This is a genomic window from Endozoicomonas sp. GU-1 (genome assembly GCF_027366395.1).
In the GTDB taxonomy this organism is placed as follows: domain Bacteria; phylum Pseudomonadota; class Gammaproteobacteria; order Pseudomonadales; family Endozoicomonadaceae; genus Endozoicomonas.
Genome location: NZ_CP114771.1, coordinates 5,218,356 through 5,240,309, shown reverse-complemented (window position 1 = coordinate 5,240,309; position 21,954 = coordinate 5,218,356). Strand labels below are relative to the sequence as shown.

Here is a 21,954-nt window from a genome sequence, read left to right as displayed (position 1 = left end):
AATGGCGGCAATCCTACCACTACGCCACTCATACGCAAGTTTTATACACCCTTATATCTGCCCGCCTTACCAGCATTTAAGTGCATGGGTATACGTATATGACCAGATATAGCCGAGTTACCACGTTGACATTGCCACGGAAACCAGCCAAAAGGATTTTGCTAATGCTCAAAGCCATCAACAATAAACCGGGAACGGAAATCATATAACACATGTTTTCCATCGGCCCCGGGCATTGCCCTGCAAGCCAAAGCGGTCTTTTGAGTCTTGCCGATCGCGGGGCCACTTGCCGGTAGCTGATCTTACGGAAGTTTGGAAAGCACTCATGGCTTAACAGGCCCAGAAATAAAAATGGCCTGTCAGCGTTGAACGACACTGACAAGCCATCAGGTATTGATAATGTATTTTACCACTTCATCGTCATGCCAAGCATCTGGAAGTCCAGCCCTTCATTCTGAGAGTGTAAATAAGCATTGGAATAGTGAAACCAACCGTAAGTCAGCTCATACTGCTTTGAATCACCAAACTGGATGCCCAGCATAGTACGAATCTCAAACTGGGTATGGCCACCCATATTAATTGGTGACCTTAACTTCTTCTCCAGATCCTGCTCGGACTGATAACTCAACCCCACCCCAACATCCAGAAAGGGCAGCACGGAATAGTCCGCTTGCGGTGTCAGTCGAAATACCGGAGAGAAGCCAATCTGCCATGCTTTGTCTGCACCATCCGGACTCGGCTGATCTTTGGCAGACAGGTGACTTTGCCACTGGCTAAAGCCAAGATCGAAATAGCCATCCAGCTTCCAGTCGGGGTGACTGATAAAATCCTGTTCCCAGTCCCAGCGAACTGCAACGCGGGCATTACTGATATTGGCTTTATCGAAGAGGTATTTGCCACCAGAGATGCTGATACCATCAGGCATCAAATCGAGGCTCATTGCCTTAAGAGGTAAAGCCCCAGACAACAAAGAAGCCACCACTCCGACACCTGTTTTTAACCCAAAAATACTGAACGCTTTCATTGCCTGCTCCCTGGCCTGGTTCTTGTGTCACATAAGAACCATTGTCGGCAGCAGTTATGATGAGCGCAGTACGAAAACGGTCAGGCAACCTGTGGCTCATCCAAAAGATGATCAACAGGCTGCTCGTCAAGTAGCAGAACAACCGGAGCTCGCCTAAGGAAATGCTGTTCGTAAAAGGTCAGCACATTGGCACAGGTAATATCCAGTCTGGTGAAAAAGCTGCCGTTGATTTGGGTCTTGTCAAACAGCAAAGTCTGAAACTGATGGAAACGATCAATATCCACCGGCTCGGCATACTGCCAGAAGTCATTCAAAGTACATTGCGAGGTCAGGCCCGGAATATCGTATATCGCCCGCCCCATCACCTTTACGGGAATCTTGTGTAACAAAGCGGATGGCCCAACCGTGCTGTTCACCGTCACCACACCCAGGCAGTGGCTATAGATGCTGGGCAAACGCAGGTCGTGACAATAAATAACCCGATGAGAGATTCCCAGACGTTCTGCCAGTTCACGGATTACCCGTCCATAATGGGTATAGCCCCGGTCCATCGGATGGTGCTTTAACACCAGCACAGTCTGCTCCGGCCCATAGCTGGCAAAGGAGTGAATCACCTCCTCGATAAACGCTGTAACGGAACCATAGGACGAGTGATACAACATCTGACTATCGTCATGCACCTGCAGCGCCACCATAAAGAACCGCTGACTCAGTTCCGCTCGCATGGACTGTTCCACCTTCTGATCCTGAAAACGGTACAGCCCTTTTCGGGCAAACCCTCTGAGCCATTTTGCCCCCTCAACCACCGGCTGGAACGCCCTGTGATGGCAGTACCGGGCAAAACGCCGACGGGCAAACCAGGCCGCCCAATAATAAGCAGCGGCAAATCGGGTGCGGGCAGCCATCGTCCCGCCCATGGCTGCCTTTGATGAACAAGCATGGGTGTTGACCCCGGCAAGGTCTTCTAAAGAGAGTGCCAGCTGGCTAAAGGCATTCACTCCATGCTCTTCCAGAGTAATGGTGTCCGGCCGCAGGTAGCCTTCCTCAAACACCAGAAAACGCACCCCCAGTCGTTCACAAACCGGTTTGGCAGTGCGATGGTAGAACCGACAGTCCCCCAGCAAAAACACAGATTCAATACTGTGCCGCTGCAAATAGTCCAATAAAAAATCCGCCCAGTGATCCGGCGAATTGGTATAGGCAACCACATGATCTGCCCCGGCATAAAACTGATCACCCCCATTGAAGACAACCCGGTGTGTGGTATAGCCACTGTGGCTGAACAGCGCAGCCAGCTCCCGGAAAAAGGGCCCAACGGACCTTGCAAAAACAGTATATGGCGGGAATTCATGGTTCCGCAGCTTCCTACAGGCGGTTACTACTGTTAAAGGCTTCTGGAACCTTGTCCCAGAAAAAATAAAAATTTGATTCCATAATCAAAGCCGGGATGAACGGGGTGTACGGGTATTAACACTTTTCTGCACCAGTACACCTCAAACTCATTGAAACGATGTACTAAGAAGCTCTCAAGGCTTCCAGCAAAAATAACAGTTTTCGCTGTTTTCGACCCAACCAGGCCAGCAGCCCTGACGATGATGCTTGCCCACTTTTCCGCTCTTTTACCAACTGACGAATCAACCGCTCAGGAGTGGTAAAGCGCCCGGTCCGCCAATGGACATACCGTGGATAAAGACAAAGCGTGATATAAACCAGCTCGTCAATAGAGCGCCTGACCACACGACGAGGGCACGACATATGATCCACCGTCAAACCCCAGCCAGCGTAAAAAGGCATCCCCCAGCAATGCACCGTTTTATTCTGCAGCAAGGCTTCAAACCCCGCCTGGGAACTCATGACATGCAGCTCATCACAACGCTGAATGCAATCAAAGATATCCACATCGGCCACCACCCGGTCGGCCCACTGCAAGGCTTGAGCTTCAGGCAGGTGCCCTGCTCGCCCTGCCTGCACCACGTCCGGATGGGGTTTATACACGATAAAGGTGTTCCTGTCTGCCAGGTGCTCCCGCACCCGTTGCAATAAATCACGATTACTGCATACGGCTGGGCTGCCATATTTCAGTGAAGCATCACTATCTACCTGGCCAGTCACCAGCACTTTGCGCTGATCTGGCCTGGCACCGTGGAAAGGGTCTCTCTGGTTTCCCTTCAAGTTGTACTTACTGATGCGCTGCGCCAGTAGCTGGTGGATCAGATTCTGACCCCGTTGGCGATCTTCATACGACAGCACTTGAGTATTCAACGCCTGTTCCAGATCACTCGGTTGCATGGCGTTGTAATAAATACCACGGCTATCGAGCACCAGAGAACAGGGCCTGCGAAGCTCTGCACCCAGCCCCACTGACCGAATAAACCCATCTTCCATCCGCCATAGCGGCACAGGATATTCCGGCCTCTGTTGCCAGGGCTGCATACCCCACAGCAAGACACCATCCCGTTCAGTGAGTTGTTTGCGCAACGCTTTGTCATTGGATAAATAAACAATACGCCGGGCAAGGCCATGGGCAAACCGACTGACAAACGCCCGCTTCCACAGGCTGAAACCCAGGGCATACAGTGTTTCAATCTTCGGTTGATTATGTTCCTGCTGCAGCACAATCAACGCCAGCACATCTTCCAACTCACATTGTTCGTGAGTTTCCGGATGGATATAGCGGGTGTACAGCAAACAGGCCGCCGCAAACAGACTCTCAACCGAATGCCGACCCGTTCGCCTCGGGCAGGGCTCCCGGTCATCGGTCAGCCCCCAGCCACTGTAAAACGGCACACCAAAACAGACGACACTTTTCTTATGCCAGAGAGCTTCAAACCCGAGCTGGGAAGTTACCACATAGACCTTTGAAAACCAGGAAAACAACGATTGAGCATTGACCTTCGCGGCCAATACCCGAATTCTGTCGTTGTTAAAACCTTTAATCCGGGTACCACAGGGTTCCAGCTCGAAATACCCTCGCTTGGTACCGAGTACCACATCCGGGTGAACCTTTACCCACACCTCTGCGTTTGGATTCTCCTGTAATGCACAATGCAACATGGCCTGAAAACTGCCCATATCCGCCATACCAAAGGCAACGGAGGAATCACCAAAGGTCTGGTCAACCACCAGAACCCTTTCAAAACTGCGGCCAGAGCAAAAACCTTCTGATGAACTGTCACTGAAGAACGCACTACCATCAATAACCACAGGCTCATGGTTGTACTTACTGATTCGATGCTGACAAATACTGCCCAGCAATTTGTCAGCCCGAGCCAGCAGTTCCGGAGTTTGCCAATCGGACTTATTGAGCAAGTTCTCGATATCCGATGGCTGTGTCGCATCGTAATAGATACCGGTTTTATCGGTAATCAATGAAAAGCGCCGGTCTCCCTGGGCGGGGTGCCCAAGGTAACTGATAAACCCGTCTTCCAGCTGCCAGTAGGGTAACTGTTGCTTCTGGGCGAATGACTTCGCCTTCAGGGTATTCTCTTTCTGCCCCCAGCCAACCATCACTGAGCCATCACGTTGGAAATCACGTAATTTCTTTACCGGGCCTCCTAACAACGCAGGCAACTCGGGAGCGGAAGCAATACCGTGGGATACTGTGTAAAAAGTGTACAAGGCGTTACTCTGAAACGGAATATCAGAAATCAGGACTGGGAGGACATTAAAAGCAAAAAGCCAGCCAAACAATAAGAACAGACCACAGAGTCAAGGGGCATTCGAAAAGGGACAATTTAACGCTTACCGTCATTCCTGCCAGGAGGCTGTTTTGAAACCTTCCTTTGGGTTATGGCTCACACTGGCAGCACAAGCGTTGCCAGACCATTACTGGCTGAGGCAGCATCCCTGACTTTAACCGGCACCGCTTCGGCAAAACCCTAAATACACCTGGCAAAATACACGGTAGAGTGCACTTCCTATTACCAGACAACCGTCGTAAACTGAAGTGCAATCCATGAAAAAAGTAATCAGCCTATCCTGCCTGTTACTCTCCAGCACCTTTGCCCAGGCCGATATTCTGGGTGCCAAAGCGGGTGCTGACTATTGGCATACCGAAGACCAGGGTAAAGCAGGCTCTGCTTATGTCCAGATCGAACACCCGATGCCACTGCTGCCCAATGCGGCCCTGAGAGCTACCACCATTGAAGGTGCTGCAAACTCCGAAGGTTTTAACACCGTGGATGCCTACGGCTATTTCGAAATCCTCGATAACGATCTGGTTTCCATTGATCTTGGCGCAGGCGTTCACAAAATCGATGGCAGCCAACATTTTAATGATACCCTGCCCATGGCCGTTGCTGATGTGGAATGGCTGCCCGGCAGTACGTTCTCTTTCTACAGCAAGCTTAACTACGCCAAAAATAACGATGCCACAGTAGAGGATATTAGCGTGGGTGCGCGTTTCAATCTGCTACCGGCTATTCACCTGCAGGCAGGTTACCGCCACTACCAGATAGATACCGATAACGCTGGTGGCCATGCCGATACGGTTGAAGGTTTCACTGCCGGTTTGCATATCGATATTTAATATCGCTGGTTAAAGGTTTCAGGGAAGAATTTATGGTTAAGAAGGTTGCAGCGTTGGACAGTTGAAGGGTTACCCCACGTGCAGAGTGAAAAGGCGTTTTCCTGAAAACACTGATACCCAGCCGCAAGTTTACCCGAGATTACCCGGGAGGTAATTCGCGAAAAAAATACACTGGACCAAAAGGAGCTGTCGCTTCTGGATGCCTTTGAATCAGGTGACTATCAATCTCTGACAGAAGAACTTAAGGCAGCGTTGGGGAACCTGTCTGCTATTTTTCGTTTTTCCTTGACTTCCGTCAAGAACCAGGACCTGACACTGGCTTCCAGATTTGACGGTGCCTACCGGTTGTTGATCGTGAGATGCCTGATCCGTTTCCTATACTTCAGGAGATACCCAACAGCGCACATGGATGAAGCCAATGAGTAAGGTCGATGAAAGCACCCCGAGTCAGCCAGCCATCCCACCAAACAGCAACAGTCCGAAAAAACCTCAAAACACCAGTACAGGCCGAATTTCCCAAATAGCAGATGCTGAGATTAAGCCAACAATTGGCAAAGCTGGTCATGCATTATCCAATAAGTGGACAGATTTTGGTCTGGAGAAACACCAAATCACCCTGTCTTCGAAGATCACTGACCTCAAACAGAGTAAACAAGAGAAGGATCAGCTTATAATTCTCGAGGAGAAAATCCAGACCGCAACTCAAAAGCTGACCGACACGAACCATAATAGTCCAGAGCAGTGTCAGCAAATCAAGGCCCTCATCAACGCCTATATGGATGAACTCGAGATGCTGGACGATCCACCCTGCACGACCCGGCAACTGGCTTTGTTTAGAGACTACCTGCAAGAGCAATTGGTTCTCATGCCCAATGTCTACAAAGGTATTCTCCTCTCCAGCCCAAATACCAACAAGCGCTTTCTCAGTGAAATGGCGACCAAAATCAACGATAAGATTATTGCTACTATGCAGGCTCCAGACCATATTTTTGAGGATCTGGCCATACCGGCTGAGATTGAAAGAGAGGTGCGAATCCCCAGTGACAGTTGCCATGAAAGCGATATGCTCGCCATGAAAGCCGATTTAGATAAACAAGGTCAACTTGTCATCCCCAACCAGATCGGTGTCGATTTGATCAGAAACACTGTACGTATTCACAACAACAATGGAGTCAACTTTGACAATAGTGCTCTATGCGCTCAATACCGCCATAAGATGGCTCATAATGAGACGGATGCCGCCAACGAAGTTCGTCAGGCGTTAGAAGGTGAGATTATCAGTAACCTTGATGGGCTACCGATCGAAACAAAGATGCAGATACTCAGCCACATCAACCAGACCGAGCTCAATCATATGCTCTACTGTCTCCAGGGTACTCTGTTTGACATGATGCCCGATTGGGGTCTGCTCACCCAACAAAACCCAGAGCTGGCTATCGATGTGATACGTAACAACAACAGCACAGACATCACCTACCGCATGAACGCTATTCCAACCCTTGCGGGGGGGGGGCAGGAACTACTGATGGAGAGCCTCTCAAATATGACAGTCAATCTCGCATCTCGCTCAGTCGTACTGCCACTATCGATAATGATGGCCATGTTGATTATGGCAAAATTGAGGTGCGGTTCTATCTCCATAAGGTGAAAGAGGAATCCAGTGCCAAGTCTTGAATGTACTCCAAAAGGGAAACCAGCAAAAAGAACGACGATTAAAAAGTTAAAGCGTTACAGCCATTGGTAATGAATGAGGAGACAGGCTAAATTGTTTTTGTGTAAAGCATTGTGTAAGAGTTGATGATATGCCTTCAAACCTCGCTATAGACGATGACTTGATTGCCCAGGTTCAACAGCTGGGTGGCTTTAAAACCAAAAAGGCGGCCGTTAATGAAGCGCTTGCCGAATTTATTCGCCATCGCAAGCAGCTGGAACTGCTGGATGATTTCGGCACCATTGATTACCACGACGATCAGGCCTCCAAGAAAGAGGCCCGTAGAAAATAATGGTGCTGGTGGATACCTGCGTATGGTCTGCTGCACTGCGTCGGCGTTATGCTGAACCCCTGCCCGAAGAAGCAATCCTGTTGCAGAGATTAATCCGACAGCACCGTGCCGTGATGATTGGTCCGATACTGCAGGAAGTGTTAACCGGCATTAAGCATGAGGCTCAATTCACACGCTTGTGTGACAAACTCAGTACCTTTGATCTACTGCCTATTTCTGAAATGGACTATATCAGCGCGGCAACTCAAGCCAATATCTGTCGTAGACATGGGATTCAGGGATCACATACCGACTTTCTGATTGCTACAATGGCCATCAAACACCAGATCCCTGTACTGACAACAGATAAAGACTTTGTCCACTACCGCAAACACATACCTGTTATCTTGTATGCTGCTGTTCAGGAAGGCAAAAGCTAACACATTGAAACGCTTCAACAAAACCGCAATAGCGGTTTTCCTGTATCGAAGAAGGTTTTAGGGTGAGTTTTTTAAAGCAGGCCCTTAAGCAGCAGGCTTAACCAGTTTACCGGACTCTTCCAGCCTTTTATAAAGGCTTCCTGCACTGAACTCCAGGCCATTAGGCCAGCAAAGAGCCCCTAGCTCGATAAAAAAGCGCTGAAAAAAAACGTCATCCTCTAAAGCTCGGGTTAGGCTGGTTTTATGTGACAGCATTTCACTAAAATCCATAACACCAAAGCTGCCATCAGAAAAGCGAAGCTTTATTCCCAGGCCTGCCTGAAAAACAGCCTGAACAATTTTAATCATTATCAGCTCCTGCTATACGCTCAAGTGGTTGAAGATCCGTTGCCCTTTGCCAGTTGTCCGACAACTCAGCCTGATGCGACAAACACCAGTCACCAACAAGTTTTGCTGCTTTTATGGGTAAACGCCCCTCCAGAATATGGCCTGTGGATATTTCTACCAGCGCCTCATGCCCCTGATACTCGGCATGAATATGCGGTGGGGCATGGTCAGCGTGGTACATCCTGATATAAATCCCAAAAAAGCTTGATATTACTGGCATCATAGAATTCTTGTCGAGCGTATTATTATACCGATGGAAAAATAGATATAGTCTCAAAACAAGTCAAACCCATCAGCTACCTAAAAGCCAACGCAGAACAAGAACAGGCCACCCATTAAAATATCCAGACTAAAACAGGGTTAAATTTATGGCTGTCCTGAATCTCTTCAGCACCCAATACAAATAGGGAGGGATACTGCGAAAACCGGCCCGGAAAGGTTTGTGGATGACAGCAGAAAAGCTAGACTATATAAAGTCTTAATTAAGACTTTTCAATATAAGGAAGCCAGGATGAAACTTTCACAGCAAGTCAAACCCATCAGCTACCTGAAGGCCAACGCAGCCGAAGTACTTAACCAGCTGCAGGAGAGCCGGGAACCCCTGGTGATCACCCAGAATGGTGAAGCCAAAGCCGTTATTCAGGATATCCACAGTTATGAAGCATTACAGGAAGATCTTGCCCTGTTAAAACTGCTGGCCCTGGGCAAACGGCAGCTGGCAGACCAGAACACCATCACGGCAGACAGTGTAATGGCCGATATTGACCAGCTCCTTGAAGATGACAATCCTGAGAGCCATAAACACAGCGATAATCAACAACAAAACAGTGCAGGAGAATAACCATGGCAAAGGTTATTCTCACTCAGGATGCCCGTCAGGACATTCTGGACATTATAGCCTACACCAGAGACCACTTTGGCAAACCACAAGCTGTTAAATTAAGGCAGATCTTTAACACCTCCCTGCAAAGCCTCAGGGAACAACCCTATAAAGGCGCATGGGTTCCCGAACTGGCACAGTTTGGAAATACAGAATACCGGCAACTGGTGAGAAAACCTTTTCGCATTATTTATCTGATCACTGAGGCCGCAACAGAAAATAAACAGGACATCACCGTTGCCATATTGCTTTGCGCGGATGGGCGGAGAAATTTCAGCACATTATTACAAAAGCGGCTGTTCAGGCATTGAACACTATTCAGTGTTTTTAAAAATTTCCTTGACTTCATTCAAGAATCAAGACCCTGGTTTTACGAATAAGGCTTCAGGGTTAATCCCAAAGCCTGTAATACCACTAATAAGATCTTAAGGGTTGGATTCCCCTCCCCAATGTATGCAGCGATTGGTGACATAACGGCATTTCAAAATGGTCGGGAAATGGCAGCCTGGCTTGGACTGGTACCCAAACAACAGTCTACCGGTGGCGTACCCACTTTACTGGGGATCAGTAAACGAGGTGACACCTACCTGCGAACCCTGTTGATACACGGTGGACGAACCATTGTCAGGGTAGCCGACAAACACGACGATCGACGTAATAATTGGATTAAAGAGCTTAACCAGCGCAGGGGCAAGAATATACCAGCGGTGACAGTTGCCAATAAGAATGCTCGGATTGCCTGGGCTGTGTTAACCAAGAAAGAACCCTACAAGGCAGGAGCATGAGCATCAAACTATTAAACATTTGTCGTTAAAAAAGAAAAGCAACAGCGGTTAATCAGTGTAAGAAGCCTGCAACGAGTTGCGTGGATAAAGTTCAAATGATGGCATAAAAGGTAAGACCTGCACTCCCTTGAACCTGACCGGGGTCAGGGCCCATAGAGGCCGAAGACCTGATGAGGTGGGAGTGAGCCATCAGGGCCAGAGGCATTGAGACCTCACCCCAAAGGCCGGACTCTTTATTATAAGAGTGGAAGCACTACTCTTTAGTCATGATGGAAAACTTTTCCTTGCAATGCGGGGCGGACCATATATGACCCTCTTTTCCTGGCACACAAAACCGCATGGCAAAGACCCAGGGCTTCCGCCTGGCGTACATAAAAACAGTTGATGCCTTCCGGCAGAATATCCCGGACGATGGCTAACACTCGACTCTCAAGTTTCTAATGCACAAGTGTTTGATATTCCGGTAAACGATACTTGAGTGAAGCAGTTGGCATCATTCTCCCCAGCTCCCTGCCCGCCATATGCTTGCTGGATATTCTCACTGGCCGGTAGTCTTCCAGAGACTCCGTCAGCTTCTTGAACTGCTCCTGAGGATTTTCTGAATCCACAACTGTCCGGATGATATCCAGCAACGCATCGATTCTGAGCTTCTCGACCAGACAGCCAACGGTAAGCGCAGGCTGCTTGTGTTCCAAGCGGGCAGATTGTTCAGGATGAAGGAGCAACATATGGTCACACAGCACGCTCAGGATCACGCCACGCTCAGACCCTTCAATGCCTTGCTGCAAGGCTCTGTTGCACCAGCCTTCATGAAGTTTCCAGTCCTCAAAGAACACCTCGATCAACCACCTCAGCGTGTGAAGCCGGGCAATATCATCATGACGCCAGGAAACATCCGTGGCGGCCAGATAGCGATAGTCGTCCTCTCCCTCGTATTTCAAAGCAATAATAAATCGCTTCTGCCCATGGGCTTTGACCTTGAGACGGGCAGACAATACCGTCACCTTTTGCTCCTTTCCTCCTCGTATGACCAGAGTTTTTTTAACGCCAGGCCCGAGATAACTGTCAAAATAGGTCTTCAGATTAACTTCTTTGTTTTTGTAGATCACCGTCTGGTTCCAACGGAGCTGGCTAACAACCTGTGTTCCCGAGAAGACTGAGGAAGCTCCATCCATAAAATGGGCATCACCATAGAGAGCGTCCGCCAGGATGCCGGTGACGTTTATATCAGGAAAGTGGCGTTGGAAGGCCTGAATCAAATCCAGCGCCAGTAGCTGTTTTGTTGGGTACTCACTGTTGGGCTTTGGCTTGGGAGGTCGATCCTTTGGAGGAACTCCCTGTTTTTTCAACAAGTCTCTTTTCTTCCGCCATTCGGTCATCTTCGGGTCAGGCATATAGAACCGGAAGTCAATGGGAATGGTCACCAGCGGGGTTTGTAAAACCAGAAAGACCAGCTCCTGACCGTTGACATAACCACTGGTCTTCTTCTCCCTAATCTTGTGGGTCTTGCCTATCTTTTTGGTTCGTTTGCATCGTGAGCGCCCGGTGTCGTCAATAAGAAGATTTCCCTCTGATAAACCATAGCGGCCAATAATGACGAGAACACTGATGCGTAGCAGTAGATGCCAGACAATTTCGGATCGGTAAAACATCCACCATAAGGCGGCTGATGTGTATTGGCCAAGGCTTCGACGTTCCATGGTTGCCCAACAGAGCTTCTGCGTCAGAATCATTGCCGAAATGACAAATGCCAGAAAATAGCGTTGCTTGGTAGTCAGTCGCTGAGCTTGCGGAGCACGGCGTAAGGCTTGATCGAGATGATCAATAAATTGAGTAGCGCAGGGAAGAATACGTATAACCATGGTCACATGAATGTTGCCAATACATTACTTTGCAACCAAGCTTGGTACAGCAGGCCTCCTGTTGCCACGATGAAGACTCTGCGCAGCTAAAGTCCGAGTAGCGGCAGTGAGACCTGCTCAAATTTGACCCAATAGTCAGACTAAAACTTTAGAGTCGAGTATAAGCTTCGTCACCGCCAATTGGCCAAAGAGATTGACAGGCAGAGCCCAAAAGGGAAGCAGGCAGGATCAGAGCTTCTGCGCGCTAAATCTGACGATGTCATTATGCTTGCCGCACCCTCCCCAGTTCATTTGACTCAAGCTTATCAACTGGGTAAGCCCTACTCATCCCTTCGTATATGGAAGGTATCCTGACCGTAAGGAAAGGGTATGGTGGAGAGGGTAAAGGATGTCGGACAAAGTGAGTGTCTGCCGCGTTAACAACCTGTCCGGCATCAAAGACCTCCCGAATTCCTTTAACGGCTTTATTCTAATAGCTATAGAGCTACGCCGAAGCTCCATTCACTGACGCTTTATCAGGTTATGCATCAACGATCCTCATTACAAATCCAGTGGGCGGTTATCCACGCGCTGATGGTGCGGGAGATGAAAACCCGCTTTGGCGATTACCGTCTGGGCTATGCCTGGGCGCTGCTGGAGCCCCTGTTTCAGATCCTGTTTTTTCCTTAATGTACGCCTTTGGCAGCAGAACCATGGTGGGCGGATTGGCGATTCCGGTCTTTCTGGCCACCGGTATCGCACCGTTTCTTTATTTCAAGAAAGTCATTAGCCAAAGCCTTGGGGCGGTCACGGCCAACCAGAATCTGTTTCTCTTTCGTCAGATGCGGGTCTTCGATGCGTTCCTGGTGCGCTTCCTGCTGGAAATGGCCACACAGATATTGTCAAGGTATTGCTGGTTGACCGCTCCCTGGCCAAAGACAAGGATAACTATGGCTGTACAGCTTTCCACTTTGCTGCTCGTGATGGTCACACAGATATAGTCAAGGTATTGCTGGACATTGACCGCTCCTACCACCTTAACCTGGCCGTAGATATCGATAACTATGGCTATACGGCTCTTCACTTTGCTGCACGCGATGGACACACAGATATCGTCGAGTTGTTACTGGCCGCTGACGACTCCTTGGCCAATGTTAGGACTTTATATGATGGATTTACAGCTTTAGAGTTGGCCACCCATTTTGATCAAACTGCGTCCAGGGAACTCCTTATTCCTATGACGGAACCCGGGTCGAGCGAAACGGAGACCGAGGCTGAATTTTGGGGCTCTCTCTGTTTAATAATTGACTCATAACCATCCCGGAGCGTTGCCTGACTGGTGCCGTTGCTGTTGTTGGTGGTAATAGTGGTGCCAACCCGTACCCCTTCAGGAATAAGCCCCTTGAACTGTTGTCAGATACTCGTGGTTACCATTGCTTGCATTCCGTATAAACGATGACTGTCTTGTAAAAACTGTTTCCGTACCTGACTGTTGATTAAAACGACAATCTTCCTGTAAAAATTCTATCTTTTGTGGAACTCAATCGGCTGATTCTTTGTCCTACTCAAAGTTTTAAGTCAAGTAGCAGGCTAAAGCGATGAATGGTGTCGGTGGAAATGGGGCAGATTTATTCTTTCAATGTTCTATCTGCAGTCGTGACGACGGCTATTATGGCCAGCTTGGCGGGCGTTCACTGGTCAGAACCTCTTGCAATCCGAAACCCCACGTTTTCCACGTGGAATGCATCACCCAATGGCTTGACAATGAACACCAGAAGGTAAAAAGGCTTGATGAACGCCAATGTGCTGAATGTCTCCAGAAAAAGGCACTGCCATTGATTCGTATGGACGGTATGAGACCACTTAATGACGAATCCCCATATTGTGAAACCCGGATATTTAATGCCTGCCGTACCGGGAATACGGCCAACTTGAAAATGCTACTGAGCCAAGATAAGACTTTGGCCAATCGGGCTTACCATTCGGTGACCACCGGTCATCCTGAACACCTGTTAGCGGTTGCCTTAAAGAACGAACATACTGATGCAGTCCGGCTCTTGATTGATTACCAGGCCGATGTCAATGCCGTCGAGCACAATGGTGAGACCATCCTGCACATTGCTGCCCGGATGCGCCGCACCGAGGACTTCCAAATGCTGGTCAGGGCAGGGGCGGATATCAATAACGTATTGAGCACCGCTGTCCGAAAGGGTGATGCTCTACTCCTTGGATACCTGATCAGCACAAAACCCAGCCAACCTGCCCTTAATAAGGCCCTGCGCGAAGCCGCAGAGCAGGGGCAAACGAGGTGCCTTGAAATCCTGGTCAGAGCGGGAGCGAACGCCCTTGATCGTGCCTTGTACATCGCTGTTCTGTCAGGAGACATCGAGGCTCGACGCATTCTGGAACAACATGGTGCAAATATTATTACCGTAATTCACACTGCTGCCAGAGAAGGTTCTTTGGAATTTTTCAATCTCCAGCTTAACTGGAGTCACATCAATGAAACCAATGAAGAAGGTCAAACGCCGTTGCATATCACCGCAGCCAATGGGCATAGCGAGTGCCTGGAAAGGCTGCTTGAAATCAACAGAAAGAAGGTCAATGCTCGCAGCAATAGCGGCGAAACAGCCCTGCATCTGGCCGCTTGTAACGGCCACGGCAAATGCCTGAGTCCGCTGATTGAAAATGGGGCGAATTTGAATGCAACCAATAATAACGGTGAAACGGCCCTCCACTTGGCAGCTGGTAAAGGCCACAAAGCCATTATCAACGTATTGCTGGAAATTAAACCCTCCCTGGCCAAAGAGAAGGATAACGCTGGCAGTACGGCTTTCGACTTGGCTTTCTGCAAGGGCCACAAAGAGAGTGCCGAGGCCTTACGGGCAGCTGACGGCAACAAAGCGCCGCTTGACCGCACAGACACCGACAAGGCCGGGGTATTGTCGGACAGTGACCGATCCAGGCGCCTTCAGGATTTTCACGATGCCGCCGACAATGGCAACATAAAGTTGATCAGGAAATTGCTGAACTTAGACTCTTCCTTGGCCAAAGAGAAGGATATAAATGGCTGGACGGCTCTACACTTCGCTGCTTTTCGGGGCTACACAGACATTATCAAAGAATTGCTGAAAATCGAACCCTCCCTGACCAGGGAGAAAAATGAGTTTGGCCATACGGCTCTCGACTTGGCTCGCCTCATTGGCCACGAAGAGATCGCCAAGGACTTACGGGCAGCTGGCGGAAACAGAGCGGCTGTTGCCCGCACAGACACCGGCAAGGCCAGGGTATTGTCGGACCGTGACCGATCCGGGCGCATTCGGGATTTTCACTTTGCCGCCAACAGTGGCAAAACAAGGTTGATCAGGGAATGGCTGTATTTAGACTCTTCCCTGGCCGAAGAGAAGGATGAAAATGGCTGGACGGCTCTACACTTCGCTGCTAGTCGGGGCCACACAGACATTATCATCGCATTGCTGGAAATCAAACCCTCCCTGACCAAGGAGAAAGATGAGATTGGCAATACGGCTCTCGACTTGGCTATCCTGTTTGGCCACACTGAGTGCAAGGAACTTTTTGTTGAGGGCAATGGAGCCCAACCATCGGTTGAAGACAATGGACCCAACCATCGGGCTGCCTTCAACAATGAGCAATAAAATTTCGCGGAGAACTGATTCTTGATTATTTCAAACCTCCACCTCATACTGCGCCATGCTCGACGCAGTGCCTTTTATCTCACCATCCAGAATAAACGCCTTTTCACCAACGTTTACAGTCTCTCCCTTAACGGTAATCACCGAACCATCCCGAAGCTCTGCCTGACTGGTGCCGTTGCCATTGTTGGCTGCAATGGTGGCGACAACCCGCACCCCTTCGGGAATGAGCGCTTTGAACTGTTGCCAGATGTTAGTGGTGGCCATTGCTTGCATTCCAGATAAACGGTTACTGTCTGGTAAAAATTGGTTCCGCACCTGACTTTTGATTAAAACGACAATCTTCTTGTTAAAAATTCTTTTTTTGTGGAACTTAATCTGCTGATTTTTGTCCTACTCAGAGTTTTGAGTCAAGCAGCAGGCTAAAGCAATGTCGATGAATGGTGTCGGTGGAAACGAGGCAGATTTATTTTTTCAATGTTCTATCTGTCTTGGTGACGACGGCTATTGCGGGCAGTTTGGCGGGCGTTCACTGGTCAAAACCTCTTGCGATGGCGCTCACGTTTACCACCTGGAATGCATCACAGAGTCGCTCGAAATTGTACAATAGTCAGCAATGGCTCTTGACCAACGTCAATGTGCAGACTGCAAGCAACCTGCACTGCCATTGATTCGTATGGACGGCATGAGACTACTTAATGACGAATCCCCTTAGAGGCTGTTTTAAAACTACTTAAACCTTCGTAGCATTATGCGAATCATGCATATATAAACGAAGGCTTCTGAACTCCTTGGCAGCTGTTCATAGTCTTTAGATAAACGTCTGGATCCTTCAAACCAGCCAAAGGTTCTCTCCACAACCCAGCGCCTGGCTTGAACGACAAACTTTCCCCGTGGGCGTTTTGTGATTTCAAGTTCCCTTTTGGGTTTGAAGCGATAAAACCACTCTTCAAGGTAACCCCGGTAGCCACAATCAGCCCAGACTTTCCGGATGTTTTTAAAGTATTTCTTAAGGTGAGCCAGTATGAATTGACCTGCAAAACTATCACTAAATGCGGCTGCGTGTACCCATACCACCAGAATCAGGCCAAGAGTATCAACAGCTATATGACGTTTTCTGCCTTTTATTTTCTTCCCGCCATCATAGCCTCGATCCCCCCTTTTACCGAGGTTTTCACGGATTGGGAGTCAATGCTTGCTGCTGTTGGTTGTGGCTCTTTGCCCGCCTGAATTCGCACCTGGTCACGAAGAGCATCATGCACCTTCTTCCATGTGCCATCTTGTTTCCAGATTCGAAAATAGGTGTAGACAGTACTCCATGGTGGAAAGTCAGAAGGCAGCATTCGCCACTGACAGCCTGTTTTAGTGAGATAGAATATGGCATTCAATATCAGACGATAACTCCAGTCGCGTGGTCGCCCATTTTTTGGAGTATCATAGCCAGGGTCAGGGAATAGAGGCTTGAGGATTGCCCACTCGTCATTGGTCAGGTCGGATGGATACATAATTATCCTCCTTAAACTAATCAGATACTGTAGTTATAGACGACGTTGAGTTTTTTATCCTGAGTTAATGGTCAGTAACTTTTACAACAGTCTCTTATTGTGAAACCAAGATATTTAATTACTGTCGTACCGGAAATTGGCGCGATCTGAGAGTGCTGCTGCGCCAGGACAACACCTTGGCCAATCGGCTTTATTATTCGGTGACCACCGGTCATCCTGAACACCTGTTAGCTGTCGCCTTAAAGAACGAACATACGACTGATGTAGTCCGGCTCTTGATCGACTGTCTGATCGAATGTCGTGCCGATTTCAATGCCGTCGAGCATAATGGTGAGACCATCCTGCAATTTGCTGCCCGGATGCGCCGCACCAAGGAATTCAATATGCTGGAGAGGGCAGGGGCGGATATCAATAACTTAGTGCGCACCGCTACCCAGGGGGGCGATGCTCCACTGCTTCAACCTAAATTCAGCGGTTAACCCATCAGCTAAAATCTTACCCTCAGCCATACCGAGGGCTCACAGATGGTTCGTCCACCAAAACCCGCTCACCCAAAGGGTGAGCTGTCAGAAATGAAAAAAGACCCCTTGTCGGTCACGCTCGAAGTCGATTCTTTCGATGGAAAAATTCATGTTGAGTGGGAACCGGAAGCTTCGGTCACTCCAATGGGGCAATTGGCTTTTTTTATCCAATTTTTAAAAACGGGCCATCGATTTGAACCTTGGGTCAATGATTGCCCATTGACCTATAAAAGCCCCAATGCACCTCAAAAAGTGGCTCTTCAGGGATAACTGTGGGTAGAAATCAACAAATTTGAAAAAAAAAAGCACCAGCGGCTGATTTCAGGTATGTTTTTATTTGCAGACAAAAACAAGAAGAAACGCCGCTGATGCTGATAAAAACTATCCTCAATAAAGTTCATAAACTCAAGTCATTTGTTTATCAGGATGTAAAACTCGGTCTCTATCAAGGCTCTGAAGTATTCAATGTCATCGTGGTCCCACGCAAGAACGGCCATGCTATTTGCTCAGGATGTCAGCAACCAGCTCCGGGCTATGACCGTCTTGCTGAACGTCGTTTCGAGTTTGTCCCTCTCTGGGGAATCAGGGTTTTTCTGCTCTACAAAATGCGTAGGGTTGAATGCAAGACATGTGGCGTAAAGGTTGAGCAGGTTCCATGGGCTGAAGGCAAGAAGGAACTCACCAAAGTTTACATGCAGTTTCTGGCAAACTGGGCTAGAAAGCTCTCCTGGAAGGAGGTCGCCCGTACTTTCAATACCTCGTGGGAGAAGGTCTTCCATGCTGTTGAGTATGTGGTTGAGTGGGGCAAGAAGCATCGTTCACTTGATAATATCAAGGCCATTGGTGTTGATGAGGTGGCGTATCAGATCGGCCATAAATACTTGACTGTTGTCTACCAGATTGATCGCGACTGTACACGGCTACTATGGGTTGGTCAGGAGCGTACCGAAGCTACGATTCGCAGCTTCTTCGCTTTCCTGGGTACACAGCGTAGCCAGCGGTTGGAGTATGTCTGTTCTGATATGTGGCAACCCTACGTAAAAGCGATTGCGGTGTTTGCCAGCCAAGCATTACATATTCTGGATCGCTTTCATATCGTTGCCATGCTGAATAAGGCCATTGATGAAGTCAGGACCACGGAACACAAACAGCTTCAGGCAGATGGTTATGAACCGGTGCTGAAAAAAACACGCTGGTGTCTGCTCAAGCGAAAAGAGAACCTGACCGAGAAAGAAGAGATCAAGCTGAACACAGTGCTTCAGTACAACCTCAAAAGTGTCAGAGCCTATCTTCTCAGAGAAGAGTTCCAAGTGTTCTGGGACTACATTTCACCACACTGGGCAGGAAAATACCTGGACCGGTGGTGTACAAGAGTGATGCGATCAAAGATAGAACCGATGAAGAAAGTTGCTAAAACTGTTCGACGACACAAGCCACTTATCCTGAACTGGTTCAAGGCGAAAAAGGCGTATTCCAGCGGTATCGTTGAGGGTCTGAACACCAAGATAAAACTCACTACGAGAAAATCATACGGTTTCAGAACCTACAGATGTGCGGAAATTGCGTTATATCATGCGCTTGGCAAGTTACCTGAACCGGAAATGACCCACAGATTTTACTGACGAGGCCAAAAAGTTGATGTGCTCGGGTCAATAATGCTCTCCATACTTTCCGGCCATAAACGATACGCACACATTGGAACCATTATTGGCGACAACGTTAATGCACAGCTTCTTGGCATGAAAAAAATTGTCAGTGACGATTCCGCCAGACGTGGTTTGAAGAAAATTGATGAGCAGCAAGGCGTTGAATGGATGCAAAAACATCTGCACCTCTGCTTTGATCCACTGTTAACCATTCCATGGATTATGGATGTCGATGTGACTGTAAAAACCATCTATGGAAATCAGGAAGGTGCGGTGAATGGTTACAACCCATATAAAAAAGGAAGGCCATCCCACACCTATCACTCCTACATGATGGCCAACTTAAAATTGATACTCGAAGTTGAAGTCAGGCCGGGTAATGAAAGTCATAGTAAATACTCATTGCCAGGATTAATGGCGTTATTAAATCGTTTGCCAAAATGTTGCTGGCCTGAATTTGTTCGTGGCGATTGTGATTGGGGAAATGATCGAGTGATGTGTGAATTGGAAAGCGCGGGCTGTCATTATCTTTTTAAAGTCAAAAAGTATGACAACGTCAAGAAAGCCATATGCCAAGCGCACTGCGGCGGAGGCTGGACAAAATATGATAAGCACTGGGAAGGCAAGGAATCGGTTATTAAATTATCAGGATGGAAAAAAGAACGGCGTATTATTATTGTACGCAGACGTCATCCTGAAAACGAAATGCTGGCCCTGGAAAAAGAATTAAAAGAGCGTCAAACAACACTGGCTTTAATTGAAGAACCGGACAATATAAAAGCCTATGAGTACTCAGTACTTGTCACTTCACTTGATAATGATGTTGTCTCCATTATTAACCATTATCGAAACAGGGCTGACTGTGAAAATAATTTTGATGAAATAAAAAATCAATGGGGCTGGGGCGGATATGTTACGCAAGATTTGGCAAGATGTCGCATGCTAGCGAGAATGGTAGCTTTAATATACAACTGGTGGACGCTTTATGTTCGTTTAAGTAATCCTGAATCCCACAAGGAATCTATTACCAGTCGTCCATTATTAATGAGCTCAATTGGAAAGCTCACCGAATCAGGCAATCAAAAGAGAATAAAATTGACAAGCCATCATCGTTTGATGAATAAAATTGCTGAATTACAAAGCCAGCTGTGTGATTTTCTTGATTCAATTAAAAGTATTGCACCGCAGTTGAGTCCATTTCAGGCCTGGTGTCGCATTCTAACGAAAGCGACCTCAAAGTTTTTGAAAAATGGTCAGGTTGTTGCAGATCAACAATTAATCAGCTCGGGGTAAATGCTGGTATAGAGTTCAGTTGAGAGGTTCAAAAGCTATCCCTGCGGGCATGGCTCAGGGGTGATCAACTGCTTAATTTAGGTTCAATATCTGAGCAGCACCGAGTCTGGCCCACTTGCCCTTAATAAGGCTCTGCGCGAAGCCGCCGAGCGGGGGCAAACGCAGCATCTTGAAATCCTGATCACAGCGGGAGCGAACGACCTTAACGTCCTTAATGATGCCTTGCGCATCGTTGTTACGTCGGGAAACATCGAGGGCCGACGTGTTCTGGAACAACATGGTGCAAATATTTTTAATGTGCTGGACCACTGTACACGACAAAAATTAAATTAGGAGTAAGCCAGCAGGATTCACTATCTTGAGTTTTTTAGCTCAAAAGACCCACGACAATGGAACCCGCCGACTTACTCATCACGCAGTTTAGAACCTATTTGAAATGGAACAAGTGTCGCCTGAACGTCCTTGCTTTCCTCGTACTTGGGCTGCTGGAAAAACAGACCGTAAACTTCACAAGTCTTGCAACCACCTTCCCCGGAAGGTCGCAGACCCTTTCCTGTTACCGAAGGATTCAGCGTTTTTTTCTCGAGGTGGTTTTTGATGAAAGCATCATGGCCACATTAATTGCCAGTCTGTTCGCCCCGGAAGGCAGGTGGCAGCTCAGCATGGATCGGACTAACTGGATGTTTGGAATATTCAAAATCAACATCCTGTTTCTGGCAATAAACTACAAGGGAATGTCTATCCCGATTTTATGGACACTCCTGCCCAAAAAAGGTTGCTCGAATACGACTGAACGCGTTGAGCTGCTGAAGAGGTTCCGAAAAATTTTCCCTGAGCAAGCCATACAGCGCCTGTTAATGGATAGAGAGTTTAAAGGAAAACAATGGCTGAAATATCTGGTTCATGGTAACTGGCCCTTCTGCATCAGAGTTCCCAACAATACGCTTGTTCCCAATAAGCATCAAAACAGGTTACTGCCAGTAACCAGAATATTTTCACTGTCAACAGGCGAAACTATGGCAATCCGGCAGCCACGAAAAGTCTGGGGGCAAATGGTATACCTTGCCGCCTCCAAAAAAGGGAGCGATCCCATGGTGGTGATCTGTAACGCCGAACCCTGGCGTGCCATTAGTGACTATCTCCAGAGATGGCAGATAGAAACCATGTTCCAGGCTATGAAAGGACGGGGCTTTAACCTTGAGGACACGCATCTGAAGGATCGAGATAAAATATCGAAATTGCTATGCACTCTGGCATTAGCCTTTTGCTGGGCATATAAGACAGGTGAGTGGATAAATGAAACAACGCCCATCAAGGTAAAAAGCCATGGGCGAAAAGCACAATCTATCTTCCGAGCAGGGCTGGATTATCTTGCCCGGATTTTGAATCATGTTGATACGTGGCTGGAAGAGCTATTTGGGGCTGTAGCACTGCTCTTTGAGACCAGGTGGGAGAGAGCCTCATGAAAA

24 protein-coding genes are annotated in these 21,954 nt (G+C 48.2%); 16 read left to right on the top strand and 8 right to left on the bottom strand.

What is annotated here, in order from left to right:
* Nucleotides 1–406: 406 nt before the first annotated feature.
* The 3 genes from O3276_RS21900 to O3276_RS21890 all read right to left on the bottom strand — a co-directional run bounded on the left by O3276_RS21900 (nucleotide 407) and on the right by O3276_RS21890 (nucleotide 4,642).
* Nucleotides 407–1,024 (bottom strand): acyloxyacyl hydrolase, encoded by a 618-nt coding sequence (locus O3276_RS21900; protein WP_269673206.1) that lies wholly within the window; start codon nucleotides 1,022–1,024, stop codon nucleotides 407–409.
* 80 nt (nucleotides 1,025–1,104) lie between these two features.
* The gene (locus O3276_RS21895; RefSeq protein WP_269673205.1) at nucleotides 1,105–2,187 is read right to left on the bottom strand and encodes a capsular biosynthesis protein; all 1,083 of its coding nucleotides are present in this window, start codon (nucleotides 2,185–2,187) and stop codon (nucleotides 1,105–1,107) included.
* A 352-nt stretch (nucleotides 2,188–2,539) separates the two neighbouring features.
* Complete coding sequence (locus O3276_RS21890; RefSeq protein ID WP_269673204.1) at nucleotides 2,540–4,642, bottom strand: capsule polysaccharide biogenesis protein; 2,103 nt, start codon at nucleotides 4,640–4,642, stop codon at nucleotides 2,540–2,542.
* Between the two features lie 337 nt (nucleotides 4,643–4,979).
* Between O3276_RS21890 and O3276_RS21885 the strand changes: the two genes are divergently transcribed.
* The 4 genes from O3276_RS21885 to vapC all read left to right on the top strand — a co-directional run bounded on the left by O3276_RS21885 (nucleotide 4,980) and on the right by vapC (nucleotide 7,974).
* A complete protein-coding gene (locus O3276_RS21885; RefSeq protein WP_269673203.1) occupies nucleotides 4,980–5,552 on the top strand; it encodes a TIGR04219 family outer membrane beta-barrel protein in 573 nt (190 codons plus the stop codon).
* Between the two features lie 418 nt (nucleotides 5,553–5,970).
* Complete coding sequence (locus O3276_RS21880) at nucleotides 5,971–7,200, top strand: hypothetical protein (RefSeq protein WP_269673202.1); 1,230 nt, start codon at nucleotides 5,971–5,973, stop codon at nucleotides 7,198–7,200.
* Between the two features lie 154 nt (nucleotides 7,201–7,354).
* A complete protein-coding gene (locus tag O3276_RS21875; protein ID WP_269673201.1) occupies nucleotides 7,355–7,555 on the top strand; it encodes a type II toxin-antitoxin system VapB family antitoxin in 201 nt (66 codons plus the stop codon).
* Between the two features lie 8 nt (nucleotides 7,556–7,563).
* Nucleotides 7,564–7,974: a type II toxin-antitoxin system VapC family toxin gene (vapC, locus tag O3276_RS21870; RefSeq protein ID WP_269673200.1), complete on the top strand. Its 411-nt coding sequence runs from the start codon at nucleotides 7,564–7,566 to the stop codon at nucleotides 7,972–7,974.
* Between the two features lie 84 nt (nucleotides 7,975–8,058).
* On the opposite strand, the gene O3276_RS21865 is transcribed toward vapC, so the two are convergent.
* Together O3276_RS21865 and O3276_RS21860 are read right to left on the bottom strand one after the other, a co-directional pair.
* Nucleotides 8,059–8,322 (bottom strand): DUF2442 domain-containing protein, encoded by a 264-nt coding sequence (locus O3276_RS21865; protein WP_269673199.1) that lies wholly within the window; start codon nucleotides 8,320–8,322, stop codon nucleotides 8,059–8,061.
* On the bottom strand, nucleotides 8,315–8,581 hold the full coding sequence (locus tag O3276_RS21860) for a DUF4160 domain-containing protein (protein WP_269676039.1): 267 nt from the start codon (nucleotides 8,579–8,581) through the stop codon (nucleotides 8,315–8,317). Before O3276_RS21860 ends, O3276_RS21865 begins: the two co-directional genes overlap by 8 nt.
* Nucleotides 8,582–8,872: 291 nt before the next feature.
* Between O3276_RS21860 and O3276_RS21855 the strand changes: the two genes are divergently transcribed.
* The 3 genes from O3276_RS21855 (at nucleotide 8,873) to O3276_RS21845 (ending at nucleotide 10,026) form a co-directional block, all read left to right on the top strand.
* Nucleotides 8,873–9,202, top strand: a complete 330-nt coding sequence (locus O3276_RS21855) for a type II toxin-antitoxin system Phd/YefM family antitoxin (protein WP_269673198.1) — start codon at nucleotides 8,873–8,875, stop codon at nucleotides 9,200–9,202.
* Between the two features lie 2 nt (nucleotides 9,203–9,204).
* The gene (locus tag O3276_RS21850; RefSeq protein WP_269673197.1) at nucleotides 9,205–9,552 is read left to right on the top strand and encodes a type II toxin-antitoxin system RelE/ParE family toxin; all 348 of its coding nucleotides are present in this window, start codon (nucleotides 9,205–9,207) and stop codon (nucleotides 9,550–9,552) included.
* A 138-nt stretch (nucleotides 9,553–9,690) separates the two neighbouring features.
* Nucleotides 9,691–10,026, top strand: a complete 336-nt coding sequence (locus tag O3276_RS21845; protein ID WP_442876546.1) for a transposase — start codon at nucleotides 9,691–9,693, stop codon at nucleotides 10,024–10,026.
* Between the two features lie 437 nt (nucleotides 10,027–10,463).
* Here O3276_RS21845 and O3276_RS21840 read toward each other — a convergent pair whose 3' ends face one another.
* Nucleotides 10,464–11,888 carry a transposase gene (locus tag O3276_RS21840; protein WP_269672517.1) on the bottom strand — a complete coding sequence of 475 codons (1,425 nt, stop codon included), beginning with the start codon at nucleotides 11,886–11,888 and terminating at the stop codon, nucleotides 10,464–10,466.
* Nucleotides 11,889–12,410: 522 nt separating this feature from the next.
* Here O3276_RS21840 and O3276_RS21835 point away from each other — a divergent pair.
* From O3276_RS21835 to O3276_RS21825, 4 genes are all read left to right on the top strand, one after another.
* Nucleotides 12,411–12,557, top strand: coding sequence for a hypothetical protein (locus O3276_RS21835; protein WP_269673196.1), 147 nt, complete (start codon nucleotides 12,411–12,413; stop codon nucleotides 12,555–12,557).
* Nucleotides 12,557–12,868, top strand: a complete 312-nt coding sequence (locus O3276_RS21830) for a hypothetical protein (protein ID WP_269673195.1) — start codon at nucleotides 12,557–12,559, stop codon at nucleotides 12,866–12,868. The genes O3276_RS21835 and O3276_RS21830 overlap by 1 nt, the downstream gene beginning before the upstream one ends.
* Nucleotides 12,778–13,182, top strand: a complete 405-nt coding sequence (locus tag O3276_RS25960) for an ankyrin repeat domain-containing protein (protein ID WP_442876545.1) — start codon at nucleotides 12,778–12,780, stop codon at nucleotides 13,180–13,182. Before O3276_RS21830 ends, O3276_RS25960 begins: the two co-directional genes overlap by 91 nt.
* Nucleotides 13,183–13,465: 283 nt before the next feature.
* On the top strand, nucleotides 13,466–15,523 hold the full coding sequence (locus tag O3276_RS21825) for an ankyrin repeat domain-containing protein (protein WP_269673194.1): 2,058 nt from the start codon (nucleotides 13,466–13,468) through the stop codon (nucleotides 15,521–15,523).
* A gap of 30 nt (nucleotides 15,524–15,553) precedes the next feature.
* Here the strand turns inward: O3276_RS21825 and O3276_RS21820 are convergent, their stop codons facing one another.
* Together O3276_RS21820 and O3276_RS21815 are read right to left on the bottom strand one after the other, a co-directional pair.
* Entirely contained in the window at nucleotides 15,554–15,787 is a 234-nt protein-coding gene (locus O3276_RS21820; protein ID WP_269673193.1) for a hypothetical protein, read from the bottom strand.
* A gap of 462 nt (nucleotides 15,788–16,249) precedes the next feature.
* Nucleotides 16,250–17,025, bottom strand: a protein-coding gene (locus O3276_RS21815; protein ID WP_269672523.1) for an IS5 family transposase whose coding sequence is annotated in 2 segments (ribosomal slippage) — nucleotides 16,250–16,686 and nucleotides 16,686–17,025 — 777 coding nt in all. Because the reading frame shifts where the segments join, the coding sequence is not laid out codon by codon here.
* 152 nt (nucleotides 17,026–17,177) lie between these two features.
* Between O3276_RS21815 and O3276_RS21810 the strand changes: the two genes are divergently transcribed.
* The 5 genes from O3276_RS21810 to O3276_RS21790 all read left to right on the top strand — a co-directional run bounded on the left by O3276_RS21810 (nucleotide 17,178) and on the right by O3276_RS21790 (nucleotide 21,951).
* Entirely contained in the window at nucleotides 17,178–17,504 is a 327-nt protein-coding gene (locus O3276_RS21810; protein WP_269673192.1) for an ankyrin repeat domain-containing protein, read from the top strand.
* A 45-nt stretch (nucleotides 17,505–17,549) separates the two neighbouring features.
* The gene (locus O3276_RS21805) at nucleotides 17,550–17,816 is read left to right on the top strand and encodes a hypothetical protein (RefSeq protein WP_269673191.1); all 267 of its coding nucleotides are present in this window, start codon (nucleotides 17,550–17,552) and stop codon (nucleotides 17,814–17,816) included.
* A 98-nt stretch (nucleotides 17,817–17,914) separates the two neighbouring features.
* Nucleotides 17,915–19,168, top strand: a complete 1,254-nt coding sequence (locus O3276_RS21800; RefSeq protein WP_269671896.1) for an ISL3 family transposase — start codon at nucleotides 17,915–17,917, stop codon at nucleotides 19,166–19,168.
* 18 nt (nucleotides 19,169–19,186) lie between these two features.
* On the top strand, nucleotides 19,187–20,485 hold the full coding sequence (locus tag O3276_RS21795; protein ID WP_269673190.1) for a transposase: 1,299 nt from the start codon (nucleotides 19,187–19,189) through the stop codon (nucleotides 20,483–20,485).
* Between the two features lie 431 nt (nucleotides 20,486–20,916).
* A complete protein-coding gene (locus tag O3276_RS21790; RefSeq protein ID WP_269671929.1) occupies nucleotides 20,917–21,951 on the top strand; it encodes an IS4 family transposase in 1,035 nt (344 codons plus the stop codon).
* Nucleotides 21,952–21,954 lie beyond the last annotated feature (3 nt).

What these genes read in the sequence shown, in the direction of transcription:
- O3276_RS21900 (WP_269673206.1), bottom strand. Translation starts at nt 1,024, where the DNA reads ATGAAAGCGTTCAGTATTTTTGGGTTAAAAACAGGTGTCGGAGTGGTG.
- O3276_RS21800 (WP_269671896.1), top strand. Translation starts at nt 17,915, where the DNA reads ATGCTGATAAAAACTATCCTCAATAAAGTTCATAAACTCAAGTCATTT.
- O3276_RS21865 (WP_269673199.1), bottom strand. Translation starts at nt 8,322, where the DNA reads ATGATTAAAATTGTTCAGGCTGTTTTTCAGGCAGGCCTGGGAATAAAG.
- O3276_RS21830 (WP_269673195.1), top strand. Translation starts at nt 12,557, where the DNA reads ATGTACGCCTTTGGCAGCAGAACCATGGTGGGCGGATTGGCGATTCCG.
- O3276_RS21855 (WP_269673198.1), top strand. Translation starts at nt 8,873, where the DNA reads ATGAAACTTTCACAGCAAGTCAAACCCATCAGCTACCTGAAGGCCAAC.
- O3276_RS21860 (WP_269676039.1), bottom strand. Translation starts at nt 8,581, where the DNA reads ATGCCAGTAATATCAAGCTTTTTTGGGATTTATATCAGGATGTACCAC.
- O3276_RS21820 (WP_269673193.1), bottom strand. Translation starts at nt 15,787, where the DNA reads ATGGCCACCACTAACATCTGGCAACAGTTCAAAGCGCTCATTCCCGAA.
- O3276_RS21840 (WP_269672517.1), bottom strand. Translation starts at nt 11,888, where the DNA reads ATGGTTATACGTATTCTTCCCTGCGCTACTCAATTTATTGATCATCTC.
- O3276_RS21850 (WP_269673197.1), top strand. Translation starts at nt 9,205, where the DNA reads ATGGCAAAGGTTATTCTCACTCAGGATGCCCGTCAGGACATTCTGGAC.
- O3276_RS21880 (WP_269673202.1), top strand. Translation starts at nt 5,971, where the DNA reads ATGAGTAAGGTCGATGAAAGCACCCCGAGTCAGCCAGCCATCCCACCA.
- O3276_RS21885 (WP_269673203.1), top strand. Translation starts at nt 4,980, where the DNA reads ATGAAAAAAGTAATCAGCCTATCCTGCCTGTTACTCTCCAGCACCTTT.
- O3276_RS21845 (WP_442876546.1), top strand. Translation starts at nt 9,691, where the DNA reads ATGTATGCAGCGATTGGTGACATAACGGCATTTCAAAATGGTCGGGAA.
- O3276_RS21875 (WP_269673201.1), top strand. Translation starts at nt 7,355, where the DNA reads ATGCCTTCAAACCTCGCTATAGACGATGACTTGATTGCCCAGGTTCAA.
- O3276_RS21825 (WP_269673194.1), top strand. Translation starts at nt 13,466, where the DNA reads ATGAATGGTGTCGGTGGAAATGGGGCAGATTTATTCTTTCAATGTTCT.
- O3276_RS21805 (WP_269673191.1), top strand. Translation starts at nt 17,550, where the DNA reads ATGGTTCGTCCACCAAAACCCGCTCACCCAAAGGGTGAGCTGTCAGAA.
- O3276_RS21835 (WP_269673196.1), top strand. Translation starts at nt 12,411, where the DNA reads ATGCATCAACGATCCTCATTACAAATCCAGTGGGCGGTTATCCACGCG.